Source organism: Draconibacterium halophilum (genome assembly GCF_010448835.1).
Taxonomy (GTDB): Bacteria; Bacteroidota; Bacteroidia; order Bacteroidales; family Prolixibacteraceae; genus Draconibacterium; species Draconibacterium halophilum.
Window position 1 is genome coordinate 2296116 of the sequence record NZ_CP048409.1, and the last position, 22070, is coordinate 2318185.

General features: G+C 39.4%; 16 protein-coding genes. 4 read left to right on the forward strand and 12 right to left on the reverse strand.

Annotation, left to right across the window (positions count from 1 at the left end):
* Positions 1–17 precede the first annotated feature (17 nt).
* The 7 genes from G0Q07_RS09255 to G0Q07_RS09285 form a co-directional block, all read right to left on the reverse strand.
* The gene (locus G0Q07_RS09255; RefSeq protein WP_163345827.1) at positions 18–611 is read right to left on the reverse strand and encodes a class I SAM-dependent methyltransferase; all 594 of its coding nucleotides are present in this window, start codon (positions 609–611) and stop codon (positions 18–20) included.
* A gap of 299 nt (positions 612–910) precedes the next feature.
* The gene (locus G0Q07_RS09260) at positions 911–1597 is read right to left on the reverse strand and encodes a TonB-dependent receptor plug domain-containing protein (RefSeq protein ID WP_163345828.1); all 687 of its coding nucleotides are present in this window, start codon (positions 1595–1597) and stop codon (positions 911–913) included.
* A gap of 285 nt (positions 1598–1882) precedes the next feature.
* Complete coding sequence (locus tag G0Q07_RS09265; RefSeq protein ID WP_163345829.1) at positions 1883–2812, reverse strand: hypothetical protein; 930 nt, start codon at positions 2810–2812, stop codon at positions 1883–1885.
* A gap of 418 nt (positions 2813–3230) precedes the next feature.
* A complete protein-coding gene (locus G0Q07_RS09270) occupies positions 3231–6152 on the reverse strand; it encodes an FAD-binding and (Fe-S)-binding domain-containing protein (RefSeq protein WP_163345830.1) in 2922 nt (973 codons plus the stop codon).
* Positions 6153–6246: 94 nt separating this feature from the next.
* Positions 6247–7299 carry a zinc-dependent alcohol dehydrogenase gene (locus G0Q07_RS09275; protein ID WP_163345831.1) on the reverse strand — a complete coding sequence of 351 codons (1053 nt, stop codon included), beginning with the start codon at positions 7297–7299 and terminating at the stop codon, positions 6247–6249.
* A 362-nt stretch (positions 7300–7661) separates the two neighbouring features.
* Positions 7662–9782, reverse strand: a complete 2121-nt coding sequence (locus G0Q07_RS09280) for an FUSC family membrane protein (protein WP_163345832.1) — start codon at positions 9780–9782, stop codon at positions 7662–7664.
* Positions 9783–9846: 64 nt separating this feature from the next.
* Positions 9847–10713 carry a TIGR01777 family oxidoreductase gene (locus G0Q07_RS09285; protein WP_163345833.1) on the reverse strand — a complete coding sequence of 289 codons (867 nt, stop codon included), beginning with the start codon at positions 10711–10713 and terminating at the stop codon, positions 9847–9849.
* Positions 10714–10807: 94 nt separating this feature from the next.
* Here G0Q07_RS09285 and G0Q07_RS09290 point away from each other — a divergent pair, with 94 nt between their 5' ends.
* From G0Q07_RS09290 to G0Q07_RS09300, 3 genes are all read left to right on the forward strand, one after another.
* On the forward strand, positions 10808–12589 hold the full coding sequence (locus G0Q07_RS09290) for a chloride channel protein (protein ID WP_163345834.1): 1782 nt from the start codon (positions 10808–10810) through the stop codon (positions 12587–12589).
* Positions 12590–12686: 97 nt separating this feature from the next.
* A complete protein-coding gene (locus tag G0Q07_RS09295) occupies positions 12687–14384 on the forward strand; it encodes a chloride channel protein (RefSeq protein ID WP_246223010.1) in 1698 nt (565 codons plus the stop codon).
* Between the two features lie 118 nt (positions 14385–14502).
* Complete coding sequence (locus G0Q07_RS09300; protein ID WP_163345836.1) at positions 14503–15498, forward strand: N(4)-(beta-N-acetylglucosaminyl)-L-asparaginase; 996 nt, start codon at positions 14503–14505, stop codon at positions 15496–15498.
* Positions 15499–15638: 140 nt separating this feature from the next.
* On the opposite strand, the gene G0Q07_RS09305 is transcribed toward G0Q07_RS09300, so the two are convergent.
* Complete coding sequence (locus tag G0Q07_RS09305; RefSeq protein WP_163345837.1) at positions 15639–16034, reverse strand: RNA recognition motif domain-containing protein; 396 nt, start codon at positions 16032–16034, stop codon at positions 15639–15641.
* 340 nt (positions 16035–16374) lie between these two features.
* Positions 16375–17097 (reverse strand): cytidylate kinase-like family protein, encoded by a 723-nt coding sequence (locus G0Q07_RS09310; RefSeq protein WP_163345838.1) that lies wholly within the window; start codon positions 17095–17097, stop codon positions 16375–16377.
* A 275-nt stretch (positions 17098–17372) separates the two neighbouring features.
* Here G0Q07_RS09310 and G0Q07_RS09315 point away from each other — a divergent pair, with 275 nt between their 5' ends.
* The gene (locus G0Q07_RS09315) at positions 17373–18419 is read left to right on the forward strand and encodes a Gfo/Idh/MocA family oxidoreductase (RefSeq protein WP_163345839.1); all 1047 of its coding nucleotides are present in this window, start codon (positions 17373–17375) and stop codon (positions 18417–18419) included.
* On the opposite strand, the gene G0Q07_RS09320 is transcribed toward G0Q07_RS09315, so the two are convergent.
* From G0Q07_RS09320 to G0Q07_RS09330, 3 genes are all read right to left on the reverse strand, one after another.
* The gene (locus tag G0Q07_RS09320; protein ID WP_163345840.1) at positions 18416–20056 is read right to left on the reverse strand and encodes a SulP family inorganic anion transporter; all 1641 of its coding nucleotides are present in this window, start codon (positions 20054–20056) and stop codon (positions 18416–18418) included. The two genes, G0Q07_RS09315 and G0Q07_RS09320, sit on opposite strands and share 4 nt — an antisense overlap.
* A gap of 174 nt (positions 20057–20230) precedes the next feature.
* The gene (locus tag G0Q07_RS09325) at positions 20231–21148 is read right to left on the reverse strand and encodes an aldo/keto reductase (protein WP_163345841.1); all 918 of its coding nucleotides are present in this window, start codon (positions 21146–21148) and stop codon (positions 20231–20233) included.
* A gap of 84 nt (positions 21149–21232) precedes the next feature.
* On the reverse strand, positions 21233–22045 hold the full coding sequence (locus G0Q07_RS09330; RefSeq protein ID WP_163345842.1) for an FRG domain-containing protein: 813 nt from the start codon (positions 22043–22045) through the stop codon (positions 21233–21235).
* Between the last annotated feature and the right edge of the window lie 25 nt (positions 22046–22070).

The following is a 22070-nucleotide window of genomic DNA, read 5'->3' on the forward strand; positions in this document are numbered from 1 at the left end:
TAGAAAAATAATAATTATTACTTAATTCCTGTTAATCTGATAATTGACGCAAGGCCACGGTGGTAAAGACCTTCATTCAACCGGATCTCAGATTTCTGTGTATTTATCATTCTAAAACTACTGAAATCGTTTTTTAATTCTTTTTCATCAAAAAGAAAGCTGATATCCTTAGGTCCTCCTGTATTTCTGTTAATTTGTTCTTTAGAAAATCCTTCAAGGATTAATGTTCCTCCGGGTTTTAAAAAGGAAGCTAGTTTTTGGTGGACATTGTTACGCATATTTCCCGGCATATGGGCATATGTCAAACAAATACAATCAAAATAACTTTCTTTAAAGTTGGCATTTTGATAATCTATTACTTCGTAATTGATTGAAATATTATGCTTATTAGCTAATAGGAGCGCTTTTCTTTTTCCTTCAATACTAGGGTCGAATGCTGTTACTTCCCATCCTAACTTTGCTGCATATACAGCATTTCGGCCTTCTCCTTCTGCGGGGAACAGTACTTTACCCGGTGCTAGTTTTGGCAATTCCTTTTTCAAAAAATCGTTAGGTGCTTCCCCGTATGCATATTCTGTTGCACTGTATCTATCGTTCCAAAAATTGTTCATTGTTACTAGTTTAAATATAGAGTAAACAAATCATATTCGAAGAGGTTTATTTACGAAATAGACTGGCCACGCTTCCACTTCATACTCCATCTTGTTAAGTGTCGATGTTTTTTTGCTACTTTCAAAAGCAAATAAGTTTATATTTTATTGGTAAGCCGTAAAAATATACAAGGAGTTTTTAACCAATCAGAATATTGTTCAGCGCGAAAGGTGTATTGCACGCATGATTATTTCGTCTTGGAGGAAGTCGCATTTTCAAAGAAGCAAATTTGAGTAAGTTTCATTGAGTACATAAAGAATTATTCATTTTCGTCGCCTCTTTTTGTTTCGATGAGAACGACTCCATTTGCTCCCCTGGAACCATAAATGGCAGAACCACCATCTTTTAAAATATCAATACTTTTTACCGTATTAGGGGGGAGGATACTTAATACATTCCCATCCCGCTCAATTCCATCGACTACAATTAATGCGGCATTGCTACTTCCCAACGTTTTATTTCCGCGGATTATCACTTCATCACCAATTATCTGCACTCCCGAAAATCTGCCCCTTATTAGTTCATACATGTCGGTATACTTCGAAAAATCATCATTGTCGTCCCTTAAACTTGAAATCGCACTCAATTTATCTTCTTCCTGTACATGTCCATAACCTATAGCTAGTGCTTTCCCTTTTTCGCCAGGTTTAAGGTGTAAATTAACGGCAACAAATTTTGTATTTTCTTTTAGTTTTACCTTCTGTTTATTGAATCCATGGGCAAAAAAAATCAATTTATCTTTGACATTACACGCAACTTTAAATCTCCCCAATGTATCTGTTTTAACTAGCTGTTTAGTACTTTTAACCTGAACTTCCACTCCGGATAGGGGAATGTTTTCGAATGTAGTTACTTTGCCCTGAATAGTTCGATCCTGAGCCTGAGTGTTAGTGGCAAACAAAAGAAAAACTAAAAATATTATTTGTGTGAAGAAACGGTTATCCATGGTTTATTGGTTTTGGTTATTTATTAAAATCGAATTAAAATTAATGTAAAAAATTGAATTAATTACCTGATTTGTAAAAAATTATGTCACTTAAAATAACTGGAAAGGACAAGAGATCCTTTAGAAACAATCTTGCAAGTTGCAATTCGGTATTTATCACGGCAGCAGAAAAGGAAAGAGACACAATTCATAATTGTTTCATTGTGGCAATGGGTAGTTTCGTGGTGATTCTGATTGTAGCTTTCGAAACATAAACATTTTCAGTTACCGATAGATTATCCTTTTTCAATTTCCTGTGGTACAGTACTGAACATTCAAATTTACCTGGTAATAATTATATTTTGGTACTTCTATTATAAAGTTGCCAAGTTCTCTTTCTACGATAAAATCATTGATAGCTATCGCTTGTTTGTCAAGTGAGTTGAGACCTGCAATTTCTATATTGGCCTCTGAATCTTCAAGCATCCAGTCCTGATAAAAATTAAAATATATTTTTCCATCAGAGAGATATGTATTACCAATTATTTCTCCATTATCGGCATATATTTTTTGGTTGGATGAAGCAATTTGTAAATAATTTATTCCATCAATAGGTTTTCCGCAATAGGCATTGTGTGGAAAGCAACCGCCTCCTCCTGTTGGATGACAACACACATAAGTAGAGTAGGTTCCCCACCTCTTTACACCAAATGTTGTACCGGCACTCCACGCCGAAAATAGCTTGCTTGTTTGCTTGTTTAGGAGCAATGCATGTGCAAATATGCAAATTACTTTTCCTTCCAGTAACATTTCCGGAATGTCATAAATATCGGATAATTTTATTGAAAAGGTGTAGGTTGATTGTCCACTCGTTTTGTAATCAAATTTACCAGGAATTGGAATGTTCTTCCTGTTTTTAGGTACCTTCTTCGGATCAGTTCCAATCCATAGTTGCACTTCACGTATTGAATAAGAACTGCCAGGTACAAATTCAATTTCTAACTTCGAGTCTCTGTTGGATACTACCAGGTTTCCTACAGTTGTTCTTTTTTCAGAAAATAATGGAATCCATGCCGGATCGCAATCCGGCTGCAAGCGAGTGCTTTTTAAAACAAGATTTTCGCTGGCGACGTCGGCAGGTAATTCAATATTTAAGTCGGTTAGATCTTCACTTGTGCAGCTCAACATAAAACTTATCAAAAGCAAAGCGGAGAAAGAAATGATGTTGTGTTTCATTTTGTTGTGTTTTATTTTCAGTCATCCTCAAATACAGTAATGGGAATTTACTGTGTAACATCTTCAAAAAAAGGGTTTTATGTTTGCGGAAATATCCAGGCACTTGTTTTTGATTAATAAAACCAGAAACTATTGTCTTTTTAGCGTACCGTATAAAAGACATTTAGTAGAAAGCTGACTGGTTTTCCTTTTCAGTACTCTCATTAGGATATAAAAGATAAGTGATTCCTGGATATAAGTTTATGTATTGACTATTAAGTTGTTAACAGTAGCGTATTACAAATAAGATTTTGCCGCTGAAAGCCTTATTTATGAAGCGTTTTGTGAATAAAATAAATTGCACATCAGTGTGAATTTTAAAATACTTATTGTTAGACACTGTTTCTCTGATTAACGAAAAGTAGAGTATGTTGCGCTTTTATTTCAGTGCATTATACAGCACCTCCACAGGATGCAATGCAGTTTTGTTTGTTCCATCTTTTATATGATGACGACATGAAGTTCCCGGTGCAGAAATAATATAATCTTCTTTTGCCGTTCGAACAGCAGGGAAAAGAACCATCTCGCCAATTTGCATCGAGAGTTCGTAATGTTCTTTTTCGTAGCCAAACGAACCAGCCATTCCACAACAACCGGAAGGAATTTCTTTTACAAAATAGTTTTTCGGTAGTGATAACATTTTTTTAGACGGTTCGGTTGAGGCTACTGCCTTTTGCTGGCAATGTCCGTGCAGTAATATATGTTGTTCATCTGCTGTAAAATCTTCTTCACTAATATTTCCTTTTTCAATTTCAGTAGCAATAAATTCTTCAAAAAGAAGTGCGTTTTTTGCCAGTTTTTCAGCAGCAGGTTGCTGGTCTTTTTCCACCAACTCAGGATATTCATCACGGAAAGCCAGAATGGCAGAAGGTTCAATGCCAATTAATGGTGTTTCGTCAGTAATAATGTCTTTCAGAAGATTGATATTCGCAGCAGCTACTTTTTTTGACGTTCGTACCATTCCCTTCGAGAGGAAAGTACGTCCGCTTTCTTTGGTTTGCGGAATTTTAACTTCGTACCCTAATTTAGTTAGCAATAGTATGGCTTTAATTCCAATATCGCTTTCGTTGTAATTGGTAAATTCATCGTTAAAGAGATAAATTTTGCCCTTTGTTTCGGCCTCAGGTTTCGGTGCTCCATTTTCAATCCAACGGTTTAAAGTAATTTTCGACAGCGCCGGAAGTGTCCGTTCAGTAGAAAACCCTATGGTACTTTTCAGCAACGAAGTACGCATCATAAAGTTTGAAATGGGGCGAAAAACCATTGCCAGCTTGTTTAAACGGGGGAGGTAACCGATTAAGCGTGAACGCATAGGAATTCCGTGAATATCATAATAATTTTGCAGGAATTCGGCTTTTAATTTGGCCATGTCAACATTACTCGGGCACTCCCTTTTGCATGCTTTGCACGAAATACACAGACTTAAAATATCGTAAATTTCCTGATGATCAAAAAGATCCTTTTTCTCGTTATTGTACAGAAATTCGCGCAAAATATTCGCGCGTCCACGGGTGCTTTTGTCCTCGTCGCGGGTTGCCATAAAGGTAGGGCAGAGGGTGCCGCCAATAACTTCACTTTTTCGGCAATCGCCCGATCCGTTGCACTTCTCAATGGTACGGAAAAAGCCTTTGTTTTTCGAGAAATCAAAATAGGTATCCGTTTCAGGAATCGCTTTACCGGGAATTACGCGTAAGCTTTCGGTTATGGGCGGTGTATCGACAATTTTTCCGGGGTTAAAAATATTATCCGGGTCCCAGGCCGTTTTCACTGATTTTACCATTCGGTAGCATTGATCTCCCAGCATAAATGGGATGAACTTTCCACGAGCTCTTCCATCGCCATGTTCGCCACTCATCGAGCCGCGATATTTCTTTACCAGTTTTGCAACTTCGTTCATCAGCGTGTCGAAAAGCTCTACATCTTTTGGATCTTTGAAGTTTATGAGTGGGCGGAAATGGATTTCTCCGGTGGCAATGTGCGCATAAAACACACTATCTAGGCCTAATTTTTTCAAAACAACTTTTATATCGGCCACATAATTGGGCAGGTACTCGGGATGAACAGCTGTGTCTTCAATTCCCGGTACTCCTTTTCGGTCGCCCGGAATATTAGCCAGTAATCCCAGCCCGGCTGTGCGAAGCGACCAAACACGTTTTATTCTGTCGGCGCCGGTTACCAAAGGATAATGATATCCCAAACCAGCTTCTTTCATTTCTTTTTCAAGTGCGGCTGCTGTAGCTGTTAATTCTTTTTCGGTCTCAAACGAAAATTCAATCATTAACATGGCACCCGGATCGCCTTCTACAAAAAAGCGGTTTTTAGCCTGCTCTATGTTTTGTTTAGCCGCCTGCATTACCGGATCGTCCATTAATTCAATGGCAGTTGGTTTGTATTTTAATGCTATCAGGTTAGCCAGTAACGATTCTTCCAGTGTTTCAAAATGAGCACAAACAAGCCCTTTGAATTTTGGAGGCAGTGGGATTATGTTCAACTTAATTTTTGTAGAGAAGGCCAATGTTCCTTCGGAGCCGGCCAGAAGCTTGCAGAAATTGAATTTTCCTCCACCTTCGGTAAACGGATTGGCATACATTAATTCGTCGATGGCGTAGCCCATATTTCGCCGGGTAAGTTTTGGATCGGGGAAATTTTTTACAATCTCTTCCCGGTTTTGATTATTGGAAAGCAGATCGTTAATATTCGAGTAAATTGCTTTTTCCTGCTGATTCGGATTTCCATTTAGTTTATCCTGAAATTCTTCTATGCTTAATTCCTTAAATGTCGTTTCCGATCCGTCGCTTAAAATGGCATCAATTTCTAAAACGTGCTGGCGTACACTACCGTAAACCAACGAGTGCAAACCGCACGAATTATTGCCCAGCATTCCGCCAATGACACAACGGTTGGCAGTTGATGTTTCCGGTCCAAATTGCAGTCCCTGCTCAGCCAAAAACAGGTTTAATTCAGCCAGAACAACACCCGGTTCAACAATTACGTAGTTCTCTTCTTTATTGAACTCCAAGATCTTGTTCATGTATTTCGAAACGTCGACAACAATTCCATTTCCAACTACCTGACCGGCCAATGATGTACCTGCTCCGCGCGGAATAATATTCGAATTGTTCTCGCGGGCAAAGGCAATAATCTTTTTAATGTCCTCTTTGTTTTTGGGCTTAGTAACAGCCAGCGGCATTTCTTTGTATTGCGAGGCATCGGTTGAGTAGAGCACCCGTTGTACGTTATCAAAATATAGATCGCCCTCGAGTTGGGCTTTAAGTTGGTTGAATTTATTTGTAGTTGCCATAGTAGTTCGAAAAGTTCAAATTTAGCAATAATTTGTAATTTGTCATACAAATTATTGTACATGATCAGTTTTCTGTTTTTCTGCTTACTTTAATTCAAATGGTGTTGAAATCAAGTAATATTTTTATGTTTTTTGCCGGATCTTTCTTTAAAATTTCAAAACCTTTTTGGGCTTCCGATCCGTGTAATGTTTTTGATATAAGTGCTTCCGGTTTTAGTCGATTGTTTTTTAGGTGCTCAATAGCTTCGGCAAATTCGCCATGGCTAACCCGCGAAGTTACAATGGTTCCTTCTTTCCAGATCAGTTCACGAAATACAACAGAAGTTGGTTCGGCTGCCAATCCCAACACGCAAACTTTTCCACCTCCAACAATCGAACGGATGCAACCTGTTATTGGATTTGCACCATCTTCAATTTCCACGGGGTGGCCAACTGCTTCAAAAGCAATATCTACACCTTTACCATCGGTTTCCTTTATTATGCGTTCAACAGGATCTTCTTTTTTTGCATTTACCGCAATCACATTGTCGTAATATTGCGGGCCAATTGCCAGGCGGTCGTCCAGAATATCAACCATGAAAACTTTATTGTCGGTAACGGTACGAACAGCTTGTAAAATGCACAAGCCAATTTTTCCCGATCCCCATATAACAATGCTGTCGTTTTGCTGAACGTTCGCACGGTTTTTCGCGTGGCAACCAATACTTAGTACTTCAACAAGTGCAACGTGTTCGTCGGGAATATTTGCAGGTACTTTGTACAACATTGAGGGAGGCAGCGAAACGTATTCGCAAAAACCACCATCCATATCAATACCAATGAGTTTTAAACTGGTACAGGCCGGGAAGTGGCCTTTTAAACAAGCGGGGCATTTGCCACACCAGATAATCGGATCGGGGGCAACTTTATCGCCAACGCTCCAGCCTGTAACTCCTTCTCCTACTTCAGCAATAACTCCTCCAAACTCGTGGCCCATTATCAAGGGCAGTGTTGTTCGAGGATGGAACTCGCCGGTATGAATATGTTGATCGCTACCGCAAATACAACCAAAAATTACCTTAATTAATACTTCGCCCGGTTTGCATGTTGGTTTTTCAACATCTTTCCATTCTACCTGATTATATTTTGTGAGGACTGCTGCTTTCATTTTTTTATAGTTTATTGAAAGGTTAAAGATACTGAAAAACAATTTTTTCGGGTAAAGTGAAGATTAAATCCGGGCTCTGACAAGAAAATGAAAAATTATTTACTTCAGAAAACAGTTTTGAAACTAAAGCTGTTGAATGTATTGTTTTGTATTTTACTGACTTATCTAAAATGTTGATATTTAGAAAAGAAACATCGTTTAATGAGTGGCGGCCAATTATAGATTTCACAAGCTATTTCAGGAGAAGTCAACTTTCCAATAAGAATCCAGATCTTTCCAGTCAAGTTCAAATCTTCTCCGGGCAGGAGAACCAGATTGCCAGTATTTTTGGAAATTATTCCAAAGGAAATTCTTTACAAATTTTAAGAATAACTTCTTTTCAATTCATCGTTGATTTTTGAAGTGGTGGCTGCTATATTATAAAACAAGCGTAGTTGTTGTCTTTTTAATCCGGCTTCGGTAATTTTAATTTGATGTTGCAGTGTCATCAAAAGTTCTGAAAGATCGGGGGAAAAATTATTGACATTGCTGTTGCCGGCCTCTGCCAGTTTTTTGTCGAGTTGTTCAAATATCGGATCAATATCGCGGTAGTCTTCGGTATTGGTTTCGCGGTGTGCGCCCAGCGCCGAAATGTGTGAGAGTAGCGCGTGATTTAAATAGGTAATTGTTAGTGCATTGTGCATCATCCGCTGTTTACTTTTGGGTTCCTGTCGCATACTGTTCCATGCTTGTGCCAGCTCGTTATCGGCCAGGTGTGCTTCCCTTCTGGCTATGCGGTACGTTAAATCGTCATTACTCGCTTTTTCATATTCCTGAGCGATAGCCTGAAAATAGTTTCTGTTCTTTTCCAGTGCCGTGGAGATGAGTCCTGGTATGCGACGATACTGCCATCCGGGCCACAAAAAACGTATGGTAAGAAATGACAAAGTGGCTCCAAGCAGCGTATCCACAAGCCTTGGAATCATGATATTTATTCCTCCGTCGTTAGAGACCAGGTTAAATGCACTGAGAACAAAAGTGGTTACAAATATTACAGCAATCGAATATTTCTTTCGTAGCCAATAGAAAAATGCCATTGCCGAGCCTAACATTAATAAAAGTTGTGCCGCGGTAGTTGTAAAAATCTGTAAAAGTGCTGCTCCGATAACAATTCCGGTAACCGTTCCCATTAAACGCTCGAAAAGCCGGCGGCGGGTATCGCTGTATGTAATTTGGCTAACAAATAAGCTGGTTAACATTACCCACTGTCCTTTATCCAGCTCAAAGTAATTTTGAAGAAAGTAGCCTAAGGCAAATGTAAGACTGAGCCGCAAGGCATAGCGCATGCGCGGGTGGCGTAGCGAAAGCTGCTCTTTTAGACGCTGAAATGGAGTTCTTTCATCGCGACGTAATCGAGGTATTGAAGTGCCTTCTTCCAGGTTGTCGAGGTATTTTAATGAAACATGCGAACGATGCAAATTATGAAGAAGCAAAATCAGATCCTGAGCATCTTCGGCAGGCATGTTTTGCAGTTTGTCGTCAATGGCTTTTGATATCCATTCGAGGGCTGGCGGGTGACTGTATGACGTTCCGGTAAGCATATTTTCGGCCACCATTCGCGATGCATAAGCCAACTGACGAAGCATTTCGCCAAAGCCTTCCATAATTTCAATCTGCTCCTGGCTATTTCCAAGTTTATCGTGTCGGTCGTGGGTTGATGCGGCACGTTCGTGAAGACTTTGTAACGACATAAAACGTTGCAAATAGGGAGTCAATGCCTGTGTATCATTCATTTCTCTGGCATAGTTGTTCAATACATCTTTAATACGTTCGAGCGCATTTACAACATTCACGTTTAGCAACGCCAGATCTTTATTAATGCCTTCCTGGTCTTTTTTATCGCTGGGGAAAAGCAGCGCTTTTTTGTCGAGATAATTGGATAATGAGTGAAACCCATTTGCCATTTGCTGGTCGAGTAACCGCCACGGGTTCCGAAAGATTAATAACAAAGTTAAAATGCCATGAAATAGTGCTCCGGCCGGTAAAAGAATAGCCTGCCAGTACCATGCCGGACTGATCTCAATTCCCAGCATAGCATAAATTCCTACCAGAACTGACCCAAAGGTAATGGCACGGTAACGTTCGCCAATTCCTCCAATTAATATAAATACGATGGTGGATAAAATAAAACCAGCGCCAAGAATCCAGGTGTAATTATTTAAGAGGCCTACTGAAAAACTTGAGATAAAGAAACTGAGAATGGTTATCGATAATGATTTTATACGTCCTTTTGGGTGGTCGTCGGTTTCTGACAGCGCGCCGGCCAATGCTCCCAAAGCAAGTGTAACTCCAAAAAAAGGTAGTCCGGCAATAACAAAGGGAACTGCTAAAATGCCCATCGAAATTGTTGCACGTAAAGCAAACAAACGATAGGGATGCAACAAAAATACATCCCTGAAAAATTTTATATTGGTTCGCAAATGTCCCTTTTCCTGGTTCTTCATGCTTAACGAGTAAAAGTGTTTTACAAAGCTAATGAAAGAGAACAGAAATTAATGACTAAAGTTTTTAGGCCTTACTAATAATGTTTTGTAAGGTTGCACGAATTGTGGGGTATTTGAATTTAAAGCCTGAATCCAGTAGTTTTTTTGATGATACTTCGGGTGATTGGGTAAGTAGTGTGGCTGCTTTACCATAAACCAGTTTTAAGGCAAAAGGAGGAATGGTGAAAAATGCGGGTCGATTGAGTTGTTGGGCAAGGCTGTTGGTGAATTCTTTATTTGAAATATTTTCGGGCGCTGTTAAGTTGAATATTTCGTTTTTCTGAAGTTTCTCGGTGGCCCAAAGAAACGCATCTACCACATCTTTCTCGTGAATAAACGGAAATGGCTGTTCTCCTGATCCAATTTTACCACCAAGTCCTAATTTAAACGGAAGCAGCATGTTTTTTATGGTTTTTGCCTCTTTTCCAAAAACAACTCCCAGCCGAAAGATTATAGTTTTAATACTATTGGGTAAAGCTGTTAGTTCATGTTCCCAATCTTTAACCACATCACCAACAAAACCTTCATCAAAATTATTGCTTTCTTCTGTGTGTGTAAATCCTGATTTGTATATGCCAATAGCCGATGCTGACACCACTTTTCCGGGGCGTTCACTTTCGGGTAACTCAATAATCGCTTTTACCAGGTTGCGGGTAGTAACAACCCTACTGTTGTAGATTATTTCTTTATTATCGGTTGTCCAGCGCTGTAAAATAGGTGCCCCGGCGAGATTTATCAGAACATCGGAATTGCGTAATGCCTCTTGTAGGTCGGGTGATGTTCCATAGAGCAAGTTTCGTTTTATACCGGAAACAGTGTGCCCTTTTTTTTTCAGTTCTGCTACAATTAATTGGCCAATATATCCGTTGCTGCCTGTTATTTTTATATTCATTATGCGCTGATTTATTAGGTAAACAAAAACTTTGGGTTTTTAGTTCTTTAAAATTGTTATGAGCGCTTGCTAATTGTTACTTTTGCCAGGTAATATGGCGAAGGGCAGACTGCATTTTTTAGTAAGACTTCACAGGTGGCGATTAAAGCATCTGGGCGAGCGTGGTTTTTTAACTGTGCTTAGTATTGTTATTGGAGTTCTGGCGGGAATAGCAGCAGTAATTATTAAAAATACAGTTCGGTTTACCGAAGAGATGGTGCACAATCTTGTGTCCAGCCAAGTGCATAATTACATCTATTTTGCTTTGCCGCTGGTGGGGATTTTCCTTGCTATTTTAATGATAAAATATGTTATTCGATCGGAAGTAAGGCATGGAATACCAACTGTATTGTACAGTATATCAAGACGTAAAGGAAGAATACGGAGTCATAACCTGTATTCATCTGTGCTAACCGCATCCTTAACAGTTGGTTTTGGTGGTTCGGTAGGATTAGAGGGGCCAACTGTAGCAACCGGAACAGCCTGGGGATCGTGGATTGCTAATATTTTTCGCTTAAATTATAAGAATTCAATATTAATGCTTGCCTGTGCCTGTGCAGGTGCTATGGCCGCTATTTTTAAAGCGCCCATTGCGGCTATTGTTTTTGCCGTTGAAGTGATAATGATTGATTTAACCGTATTTTCACTGGTTCCATTATTATTGGCCTCATCAACTGCTGTGGTAACATCGTATTTATTCCTGGGGCAAGATGTCCTCTACCCGTTTAATGTTGTCGACACTTTCGCTCTGGGCGATCTGCCTTTCTATATTGCCTTGGGAATTGTAACCGGTTTCGTTTCGGTTTATTTTACCAAAATGTATTTGTTTATAGCCGATCTTTTTGAAAAACTTAAAAACAATACGATCAGGCTAATCGTTGGTGGAACCGGTCTTGGTGCGCTAATTTTTCTTTTTCCGGCATTGTACGGCGAAGGTTATGAATCGATTAATGAATGTTTAGCTGGTGATTTAACTTACCTTTTCGATAATAGTTTGTTTTATTCATTACGAGAAGAAATTTGGGCTGCCATGCTACTTATTGTAGCTGTAATTTTGCTTAAAATTGTAGCCACATCGCTTACTTTTGGAGCCGGTGGTGTTGGAGGAATTTTTGCTCCAACTTTGTTTATGGGGGTAAATACCGGAATGCTTTTTTCGTTGCTTATCAACCGTTTGGGAATAAGAGAACTAAATTCAAATAATTTTGCATTAATAGGAATGGCCGGATTAATTGCCGGGGTTCTGCACGCACCGCTCACTGGAATATTCCTTATCGCTGATATTTCAGGAGGTTACAAGTTGTTTGTGCCACTAATGGTAACAGCCACTTTTGCCTATTTAATAGTACGGACTTTTACGCCTAATTCCGTTTATCATATTCAGCTGGCCAAACGTAAAGAATTGCTCACCCACGATAAAGATGCAAATGTATTGCAGCTTATGCAAGTGCGAAATCTTATTGAAACTGACTTTGAAGTGTTATCGCCCGATGCTACTTTGCGCGACCTTACCAAAGCCATTACCAAAGCTCATCGCGATTTATTTCCCGTGGTAAAAGACGATGGAACAATGGTGGGCATGGTAAAAATGGATGACGTTAGAGAAATGATTTTTGATCATGATTTATACGACATTTTAAAAATAAGTGAATTAATGTATATGCCCGAATTTTATATTGATCCGAATGATAGCATGGAAATCGTTACCAATAAGTTCGAATCATCAGGGCGTTATAATCTGGCTGTTATTGAAAATGGTAAATACATTGGATTTATTTCCCGGGCTCGTGTTTTCACCCGTTATAGAAAACAGATAATTAATGTTTCTCATGTTTAGAATATTGCGAATTAACAAGTTGATAATAAATCGATTATTAAATCGGCTTGTTGCGTGGAGGATTGCAAAAATACCGGAACGTAACTTTTTGTACTTGTTGAGTTTAATTGTAGGGTTGTTAAGTGGATTAGCAGCTTTGTTGTTGAAAAACCTGATCCACTTTGTTGCTGAAGAGTTAACCCAAATGATTTCTGTTGAGGGATTTACTTATCTCTATTTATTGTATCCCTTTATTGGAATATTGCTGACGGTTTTGTTTGTTCGTTATGTAATTCGCGACGATATCGGGCATGGAGTTTCAAAGATTCTTTACTCGATTTCAAAAAAGAGTAGTAAACTCAAGCCTCATAAAACTTATTCATCAATGATTGCCAGCTCCTTAACCATTGGTTTTGGAGGATCGGTTGGGTCGGAGGCGCCAATTGTATTAACAGGAGCCTCAATCGGATCAAACCTTGCACGCATTTTTAAGCTTCGGTATAAATATATAACGCTGATGGTTGGATGCGGAGCTGCCGGTGCAATTGCTGGTATTTTTAATGCCCCAATGGCTGGCATTGTTTTTACACTTGAAGTGTTGATGCTTGACCTTACCATGGCTTATTTAATTCCATTGCTTATTTCGGCAGTGGCAGCAACAGTAATATCATACTTTTTTATGGGCGAAGGCGTAATGCTGCATTTCTCGCAAGTAACACCTTTTGACATTAGTATGATATGGATTTATATTCTGGTAGGTATTTTTACCGGTTTGCTGGGAATATATTTTACCCGTGGAACCATGTTTTTAGAAAAACGTTTTGCAGCTATAAATAATTGGTTTGTGCGCGTTGTTATAGGTGCCGTTTCATTGGGGATTTTGATTTTTATTTTTCCTCCGCTTTGGGGGGAAGGATACGAAAGCATAAATTCGGTATTTAATAACCAGGGAGCTGATTTATTGAATAACTCAATGTTTTTCCAGTGGAAAGATAACCCCTATGTAATTTTGCTTGTTTTAGCCGGAATACTCATTTTTAAAGTGTTAGCCATGTCGGCAACAACGGGCTCAGGCGGTAACGGAGGTATTTTTGCTCCCACATTATTTACCGGTGCTATTGCCGGCTATTTCCTCGTAAAATTATTGAATACCTTCTTTAATTTGGGTGTCCCCGAAAATAATTTTGCGCTTGCAGGAATGGCAGGAATGATGGCTGCCGTAATGCACGCACCTTTAACAGGAATATTCTTAACTGCCGAGATTACTGGTGGCTACGGGTTATTTATACCGCTGCTAATTACTTCAACGGTAGCTTATGTAACGATTATGCGTTTTGAACCACACTCCATTTATACCAAACGCCTGGCAGAATCCGGAGAACTCATTACACATCATAAAGACAAGGCTATTCTTCGGTCGATGGAGGTAAAGAAAATGATTGAGAACGATTTTGCAATTATTTCTCCCGATGCTACTTTAGGCGATTTAGTTAAAGCTATCTCAAAATCGAATAGGAACCTTTTTCCTATTGTCGACGAAGAAGGCTACCTGAAAGGAATGGTGAAACTATCGAAAGTAAAGAACCTAATTTTCGAGCACGAACTTTACGATACGGTAATGGTAAAAGACCTGATGTTTATGCCTGAATTTTATATTTCGTCAAAAGATAATATGGAAACGGTAGCCAAAAAATTTGAGACATCAAATAGATATAATCTTGCCGTTATTGACGATGGTAAGTATCTGGGATTTATTTCGCGTGCTATTGTTTTCTCGAACTACAGAAAAACACTGGAATATTTTTCCAACGAATAGGAAGTGTTTATTATCGCTTTAACTACTTTACAAGTTATAAATATTTAAAATTTACGGAGAGTTGAGATTTGGAATTTATTTTCTTTATTTTTAAAATAAAATTAATAAGTCACAAGTTATGATATCCCGACGTTCCTTTTTAGCAAAAAGTTCGTTACTGCTTGCTAGTGCCGGCATGGCCACTAAATCGTTTTCAAATTCTGTTTTTCAGTCAACAAATAAATGCCCGGTTGTTATTTCAACATGGAATCATGGTATGCCGGCTAATGAGGCAGCCTGGGAGGTATTAGCTAAAGGAGGTCATTCGCTTGATGCCGTTGAGGCAGGAGTGCGCGTACCGGAAGCCGACCCGAATGTAATTACTGTTGGAAAAGGTGGCATTCCCGATGCGTGCGGAAATGTTACGCTTGATGCCTGTATTATGGATGAAAAAGGACGAGCAGGTAGTGTAGCTTATTTGCAGAAAATTGTTCATCCTGTTTCGGTTGCTCGCCTGGTAATGGAGAAAACGCCGCATGTAATGTTAAGCGGAAAAGGAGCTTTGAAATTTGCACTTGATAATGGTTTTCAAAAAGAAAAGCTGTTAACCAAGGCACGCAAAAAAGAGTGGAAGCAATGGAAAAAGAAGAATGAGGAATTTCGTAACAAGATAAACATAGAGAATGTTACTGAAGATAACCACGATACCATTGGGATGCTGGCTATCGACGAAAAGGGCCGTATTTCCGGAGCGTGTACCACCAGCGGAATGGGCTATAAAATGCCCGGAAGAGTGGGCGACTCGCCAATTATTGGAGCCGGTTTATTTGTTGATGGCGAAGTGGGAGGCGCAACAGCAACCGGATCGGGCGAATTGGTAATGAAAACATTGGGCTCGTTTTTGGTGGTTGAATTAATGCGTGGTGGAATGTCGCCCGGCAGAGCTTGCGAAGAGGCTGTTCGGCGTATTGCTAAAAAGATTCCTGATTACCAAAGTCACCAAATTGGTTACATCGCACTAAATACCAAAGGCGAATATGGTTCATTTTGTATTCAGGCCGGATTTAATTTTGCCGTAAAAACAGCTGAGCAAACTGATTTGATTGAGGCAGAAGCCTGGTTAAAGAAACTGTAAAAAAATCGCTCGTACATTCTCTTCTCCAAAAAATTGGAGAAGGAATTCAGCCGTCAGCTTCTATTTTAAGATACGTTTTAAGCAATAAAAAAAAGGTGCTCGTAAACCGAACACCCTCTTTTAAATATCTTACCGGAAGCTTACCACCGGTTACCACCGCCTTCTCTGCGGTCGCCACCACCACCGCCGCGGTTGTAGCCACCGCCACCGCCGCCACGGTTGTAACCACCGCCACCACCACCGCGGTTGTAGCCACCACCGCCACCGCGGTTAAAATCACGACGTGGTCGTTCCTGTGGAGGATTTGCTTCCTTAACTACAATTTGTTTTCCTTCAACTTCGCTTTCGTTAAGCGAAGCAATCGCAGCATTAGCTTCTTCTTCGTTTGGCATTTCAACAAAACCAAAACATTTCGAGTTTCCCGTTTCTCTGTCAAAAATAACTTTGGCAGATGCTACTTCTCCGTGTGCAGAGAACAGCTCATTTAAGTAGTCACCAGTAATCGATGAGTCTAACTTTGCAACAAATAAATTCATAAAAAATAGAAAAATATAAATGTATAAATGTAAAAACTGGCGGTATTACACCGCTTTATTCTTAAATAATTATTGTTAAATTTAGAGAACGCATCAGACATTAAAACGGAAAAACACGCGATGGAGTGAAGAACGAATTAAAATCTTATATCAAAGTAAAGGACTAATTATTAGATTATCACAAAAAAATTGTTGTTTTTTAATTAAAATCTCAAAAAAAATATTCAAAAAACAAAGCCTCTCCGCAGAAAGGCCTTGGTAAGGTGAGATTTGAATTAATTTCTTCTGATTTTCAGAAGATGATATTCCGTTAATTGTATAGGCTAAATTAATAAATTTATTAGAAGTCGTGATGAGGAGAAATGATTTTTTTGTTTCGTAATATGTTAATTACGGCATCTACGATTTGATCGTCTTCAAGTGATGCATAATTAAATATTACATCAAAATCTTCGTTTTCGGCTGTTCTGCCAATTATTTTTTCAATAAAGGCATCCCTTTTTATATCTGCTTCATTAATGTATTTCTCTGCTTCGCTTCTGGTCATATCTTTTATTTGCATCATTCGGTTAATTCTCCAGTCGCTTGGAGCCTCCAGCCTGATGTTTAGTTTGTTAGGTATGTCTTTTAAAATTGCACCCGACGATCGACCCACAATAATTGTACGTCCCTGGTGTGCCAGTCTGCAAATAATTCCTTTTAATGTGGCAATCAGTTTATCGTCAGAAATGTCGTAGATGGTTTCATCCGAAAACGCGCGGCCAACTTCTTTTAAAAAGCGAATCGATTCTTCCGCATCCTCATAATCACCAGATTTTACTTCTTCTATCATTTCCTGAACCACGCCTAAAAACATGTCTTTATCAACCCATTTCCACTCCACATCGGTTTTTGTTTCCGACATATAACTGTAACCGGTAAGAATCTTTGAAAGCTTAATAGCAATGCGCTTTGCAGAACATCCTGCCTGGCGCGAGATGGTAAGAAATGGTCCGGGGTAGTCACCTGTTTCGAGGTTAATACATTTGGATTCCAGTAGATAACTCTTCAAAAAATTTTTCATATGATTCGGATTGTTAGTTTTTAGTGGTATCATATGTATCTCGCAGTTTGATTTGTATTTTATGGGAAATTAATGTTTTAGTTCGTTTCATAAGCAGAAAGTGTTAGTAAAGTTTATCAGACTAATTTACAATCAAAATTTGTGGAATAGAAGCTAATGTGTTATACAATACCATGTTTAGCGAATGTTATTCAGCAACTTTTGTCCGGAACACTTATTTCTGTATTTTTATTGATGAGAATTTTGCGTTTAATGAATCAATTCAATTTGAGAAAATGAAGAAACAGATTGCAGTTGCTTTGGCCTCTTTTGGTATGTCGGGACAAGTATTTCATGGACCGTTGTTGAAGGTGAACAAAAATTTCAGAGTAAAACTTGTTCTCGAACGATCCAAAACCTTATCGCAAGAATTGTTTCCTGACGCAAAGATTGTGCGAACATTCGATGCTGTTTTAGCAGATACCGAAGTGGAATTAGTGGTTATAAATACACCTGATAAATTTCATTACCCGATGGTGAAACAGGCATTGGAAGCCGGCAAACATGTGGTAGTAGAAAAACCAGCCACATTGCGGAGTGCTGAATTAGAAGAGCTTATAGAACTGGCAAAGTCAAAAAATCTGGTTTTTACCATATTTCAGAATCGCCGATGGGATGGAGATTTTAGAACAGTACAAAAAGTGATTAAGGAAGCGCGTTTTGGAAGATTGGTTGAATTTGAAGCGCATTACGACCGCTACCGAACCGAAATTACACCGGATACCTGGAAAGAAGAAGGCGATGAATATGGTGGTGTTTTGTATAATCTGGGATCGCATATGATTGACCAGGCTTATGTTTTGTTTGGCCGGCCTCAAACGGTTACTGCCCATTTAAAAACGGTTAGAACAGGAGGGAAGGTTTCGGACTATTATGATATCCGACTGGACTATGAAGGCTTTTCGGCTTTGCTGAAATGTTCTTATCTGATAATGGATCCCAGTCCCAGATATATGATCAATGGCGAATATGGCACCTTTAAAAAGTGGGGAATTGACGGACAGGAAGAATTATTAAAAGCAGGTAATTTACCTGCAGGTGACGACTGGGGAAAAGAAGAATCTGACTGGTGGGGGACACAGGTTTATACAGAAAACGAAGAGCATGTGGAAGAGCTGGTTGAGACTATTCCAGGAGATTACCGTATTTTTTACGATAACGTTTTTGAGGCTATTCGCAACAATAAAGAATTGCTGGTAAAACCACAGGAAGCATTGGAAGTACTAAAAATTTTGGAAGCCTGTTTACTGAGCAATAGAGGCCGACAAACTGTAATTCTCTAAGATGCAGAACTAAGTTTCGCGTGATCGAGCGCTTTTTCAAACGAATCTTCCATATCAATGTGGTCAAGTACTTTGGGGCTGAGTCTCTTTTTTAGATCATTTTTTAGTTGGGAAGAAACGCCCGACAAAATAATGTTTACCCCTTTTTTCTGAAGTATTTTTAATGAACTCTGCAGGTTTTTCATTCCTGTTTCATCGATAAACGAAACATGGCGCATGCGAAGTATTAGCGTATTGCTATCTTGACCGATTTCCTGAATAACTTCAGAATAGCGACGTGCTGATGCAAAAAACAGCGGACCACTAATTTCATAAACCGAAACTCCTTTTGGCAGTTGCGAGTAGTCTTCAATTACATCGGTATCAACAATATTGTTGATGCGTTTTTCGCTGATGTCTGACATACGTTTCATAAAAAGAATGGCCGAAAGAACTACACCAACTTCAATGGCTACGGTTAAGTCAACCAGAACAGTTAAAATGAAGGTAGTTAGCAATACAATAATATCGAAAACTGAACCTTTAAGAATAGAAACAAACGAACGCCATTCACTCATGTTATAAGCAACAATAATCAGAATACCCGCCAGGCACGACATGGGAATCAATTTAGCCCATTTTCCCAAAAACAGCATAATCAGTAACAAGGTAACGGCATGTGCAATTCCTGCAATTGGTGTGCGCCCTCCGTTTTTTACATTGGTTGCTGTGCGTGCTATCGCGCCGGTGGCCGGAATTCCACCAAAAAACGGGGTAACGATATTGGCAATTCCCTGCGCAATCAATTCGGTGTTCGAACGGTGTTTGCCACTTATCATTCCGTCGGCAACAACAGCCGACAGCAATGATTCAATACCACCAAGTAGAGCAATGGTGAGCGCCGGTTCCAGATAATTTTGCAGGTCGTTGAACTGTATCTGCGGAATGGTAAAATGTATGGTATTGCTGATCTCACCAAAATAAGTCTCAATTGTTGCAATGGGGATTTTGAAAACCTGAACGACCAGTGTTACAAGGATGATAGCAATAAATGATCCCGGTACTTTTTTTACAAATTTTCCGCTGATTAATGTTATGCCAATTGTTGCAAGTGTTACTAGTAAGGCAGCAATGTTTAGATTGCTTAGGTTGCTAATATATACGTGCCATTTTTCAATAAATCCCGAAGGCAGGTCGTTAATGGTTAAACCTAAAGCGTCTTTTATTTGGGTAGAAAAAATTACTAAAGCAATACCACTTGTAAATCCAACAATCAGCGGATGAGGGATAAATTTTAGCAATGTACCCAGTTTTAAAAGGCCAAAAATGATAAGGATTATACCGGCTAAAATAGTTGAAATGATGAGGCCGTTCACTCCATATTGTTGTACAATTCCGTAAACAATTACAATAAAAGCTCCGGTTGGACCACCAATCTGTACCCGGCTGCCACCTAAAAACGAAATTAGAAAACCTGCTACAACAGCTGTAATCAACCCTTTTTCGGGAGAAACACCTGAAGCCACGGCAAAAGCGATTGCCAGTGGCAGTGCAACTATACCAACAACAACTCCGGCAAGTATATCCGAAGTAATTTGTTTTTTACTTATGCCATTTTTAAAAATTGTAAATAGTTTTGGCTTAAAAGTTGAGTTCATTGTACGATAGAAATTTCGCACAAAAGTACACGGAATCTTGCCTTATTGTTCTGAACTTAAGTTATAAAATCGGGGTGTTCGGTATTGCTCAGTATGCCAGTGTGTTACAGTGTTTAGATGTGCTTAACATTGGCTTGTGTCAAAAAAAATATAGAGGTGTCGCCACAACAATCATTAGTAAAGTTTCTTCAGTTCAGTATCCATCCGCGAAATGTAATTGTCAACCTGGTCTTTTGTCTCAAAACCAACAATCATCATATCTACACAGCCCAAACCAAGAACAAAACGTAACGAATTATCGATTTTTTTACTGTCGTTTCGTAATTGTCCGTTACCCACCAGTTTCATTCCTATAATGCCTTTTCCTGATTGGTGTAATCGTTGAATTACTTCTACAACTTCTTGCGGATCTGGTTTGTCCATTGCAATTCCATACGGATTGATACGTGCGTGTAAAACATCAACCCAATGGCTTTCTACGGCAGCTTTCATCGCATCAAGCGAATGCACAGATACACCGTGTGCTTTTATAATCCCTTTCGCTTTTAGATTCGAAAGAATTTCCATTTGAGGTTTTAATGTTTCAGTCCAGTCTTCATCAACCATACAATGAATTTGTACCAGATCGATATAGTCGGTGTTCAGTTCTTTCCGGAATCGGTCGACCACAACATCAGCATCAGGACGCTCTTTCTCGGGAATTCCGCCTGGTCGAGTCCAAATTTTTGTCGCTAATGTTAGCTCCTCCCGGTTCATTTTGGTCATTGCTTCAGCAAAAAGTCCGTGCGTACCGTAGGTATCGGCCAAATCAAAATACCGAATGCCTTTATTGTACGCATGATCCAATAAATCAAGGCTGGTGTTTTTATCCTGCTTTGTAAGGAAACTGCTGCGGTTGGTAGCATGAACACCGGTTCCCATTCCCAACAGGGTGGTTTTTATCCCTGAATTCCCCAAATCAACTAATTGAAACGGATCTTGACTCCTGGCCGGAATACTGCCCGCATAGATTGGATTAGTGAATAAAACATGTGCTGTTCCCGCACTGAGGGCTCCAATAAATTTCCGTCGATTCATTTGAAACTTGGCCATAAGGATATTTTTAAGTTATTACGTTCATATAAAACAAGAAATAGTGGAATTTGTTGAATGCAAATGGTTTACCGCTTGTGGTATTTATGATAGCAGCTTGGGACGGTAATGACGTTTTAGCCAGCTAGCTAAACCATCAAGTCCGGGAAAAAGTACCCGCTCGCTTATATTTGCCTGGTCGAGTTTGTCGCGAACCTCCCATTTTAATTCGGAAGGAATAATGATTCTGCGGTACAGGTCAGGATGTTTGATCAACCACTCATCAAAAATCGATGTTGCATTGGTCATTACCGAAAACAAGGCAAACTGATTTACAATCCGGTCGTCGATTGATGGCGGTTCAAAAAACAAAGCATGTCCGCTTCCAATGGTTTCGTCGAGTTTTTGTATTGTCGGAAATTCAGACTCCAGCATTTCAACGGTAAATGCGTTGCATTTTTCGAGGGTAAGCAATCGTTTTAAGGGCTCAGGAATTAAATGGTTTACTTTTACAAAATCTACTTTCCATATTACTCCGTCGATATCGTATTTTTCAGTGTTCGACGTGGCAAAATGCATTGCTATAAACGGGGAGTAGGTCCAGTCGAGCAAACGAGTAGCCAAACCGTGGTGTTGTGCCAGCACCAATGCCCGTAGTGGCGTATTGGCCAGAGAGAAATCGTCGATACGAGCATATTTTCTGAAATTGCGTAACATATGGTATTCCAGCTCCGGGCGTTCTCCGCAGTTGCGTACAAAGCTGTTTGCCAGCTTATAACGGCAGTCTGAGAGACCCCGAAATGCAAAGTCTGACCGAAATCGGCCAAGATCCGGTTTCCATGATTGGTGATAAACTTCCTGTGCCAACTCTTCCCAACTGTTAACTCGAATATCGTTTGATGTGATCTGGCAATCCATAATAAAATAGTTCAGATTTTAAAGT